Source organism: Paracoccus benzoatiresistens (genome assembly GCF_026913015.1).
Lineage (GTDB): Bacteria > Pseudomonadota > Alphaproteobacteria > Rhodobacterales > Rhodobacteraceae > Paracoccus > Paracoccus benzoatiresistens.
The window spans coordinates 1-1,839 of record NZ_JAPTYD010000140.1; the positions used below are offsets into that span (position 1 = coordinate 1).

2 protein-coding genes and 1 pseudogene are annotated in these 1,839 nt (G+C 59.3%); 2 read left to right on the forward strand and 1 reads right to left on the reverse strand.

Translation table 11 applies throughout. The features are described from left to right. A partial coding sequence (locus tag OU682_RS23805; protein WP_268944655.1) for a hypothetical protein occupies positions 1-232 on the forward strand: 232 nt, incomplete at its 5' end. A gap of 361 nt (positions 233-593) precedes the next feature. Further along, positions 594-896 (forward strand): annotated as a pseudogene (locus OU682_RS23810) (helix-turn-helix domain-containing protein); the annotation flags it as partial. A 72-nt stretch (positions 897-968) separates the two neighbouring features. Here OU682_RS23810 and OU682_RS23815 read toward each other — a convergent pair. Continuing rightward, positions 969-1,839 (reverse strand): DDE-type integrase/transposase/recombinase (locus OU682_RS23815; RefSeq protein ID WP_268944656.1); only part of this gene is annotated, 871 nt, incomplete at its 5' end.

A 1,839-nucleotide genomic window follows, 5' to 3' on the forward strand; every position in this document is an offset into this window, starting at 1 on the left:
CGCCGCGGGGACCTTCGCCGGGATGGGCCAGGCCATGGCCGCCATGTCGCGCCCCGCCGCGGAATACGCCCCCGACGTCATTGCTGGCCATAGTCACAACGAACGCTTTACCGTGTTCTGCGGCCTACAGGCTGTGCTGAGAAAGTCAAAAGTATCAGCAGGTCGGATCTCTGGGCACCTCGGTTCAAAAAGTCTTTCCGCCAATAAACTCGAGACGGCGCGGGATGACTGAGTATGGCACTTGATCACGAAGGCACGCAGGTCGATTTCCGAGGCCTTTGGTGCGGAGCAGGAATTCAGTTCGCTACAGCACCTTTAGCAGCTCGTCTTCTTGCCTGTGCAGGCGAGCCAACAACTGAACCAATTCATCGTAACGAGTGTGCTTTCCGCCCATGCACGGCAGTGGCACGGGTAAGCCTATCAGCCGAAGCGCCTTGGCGCTGAAAGTTGCCGCGCCCTTTCCAAGTGTGCGGGCGGCGTCAGGTCTCGATCTGCTGTAGCTGTTTGGTTGCAGAACATCATTGGGACGAGGTAAGCTGGGCCATTGCTGAACAGGCTTGGCGCTTTGAACCCGTTCTTGCCGAGGTGACGTGATGATGCAGATCCATCCCCAGTCCCGGACCACGCCAGCTGTTCGGGCTGACATCGCCCGCTCCACCGAGCCCACCAGGGTCTTGGCCAAGCGCTACGGCATCAGCGAGGAAACTGTGCGCAAATGGCGCAAGCGCGGCGAACAGGCCTGCCAGGATCGGTCAAGCCGGCCAAACCGCCTGCCGTGGCGTGTGACAGAGGAGGAGCGTGCGATCATCTGCGCCGTGCGACGCGCAACGGGCTTTCCCCTGGATGACCTGACCTTTGTGCTGCGCCACTTCCTGCCGCATCTCAACCGCGACAACTGTCCGTCGTCGAATAATTTGGAACAGGCGGCCTGAGTTTGGTCTGGAGGGCTCTGGCTCTGTGGGTTGAGGTTATGCTGCCTGGCGCTGATGGTTCAAGCGCCGGCTCTGGATGGTCAGTTTCTTGATCTTCTCCCTTTCTGCCAGGATAGCCGTGCCACGTCCGAAGTAGACGTCAGCGGGCGTGAGGTTGCCGAGGCTCTCGTGATAGCGGTGGTTGTTGTAATGCTCGACAAAGGCGGCGATGGCCACCTCGAGGTCGCCCTGCAGGTAATAGTTTTCCAGAAGGATGCGGCTCTTGCGGGTCTGGTGCCAGCGCTCGATCTTGCCCTGCGTCTGAGGGTGATTGGGGGCGCCGCGGACATGATCCATGCCATTTTCTTCGAGGTATTCGGCCAAGTCGCCAGCGATGGTGCAAGGGCCGTTGTCGCTGAGCAGCCGGTGCTTGTGCAGCACGGCAATGCTGTCACATCCTGATGCAGCGAGGGCGATGTCGAGCGTGGCGCTGACATCGTCCGCGTTCATGGTGGTGCACAGCTTCCAGCCAACAATATAGCGCGAAAAGTCATCGAGCACGGTGGACAGGTAGAACCATCCCCAGCCTGTCACCTTGAGATAGGTGAAGTCGGTTTGCCACAGCGGGTTTGGCCGGGTGGTCTTGTCCCTGAACTCGTCCCCCGCCTTGATCACCACATAGGCCGGGCTGGTGATCAGGTCATAGGACTTGAGCAGCCGATACACCGAAGCTTGTCTTAAGATTCTTCTTGGCTCCTGTGCGATACGGGAGCCGCTCTCCGGCACCTTATACATCCCATACATGATCGGTTGCTGCTCCGCCGCTGAGCTTTGATGCTTGAGGCGGTTAGCGCTGAAAGGAGAGCAGCGATGGGGTATTATGTTGGACTGGATGTGAGCCTCAAACGCACGGCAATCTGCGTTCTTG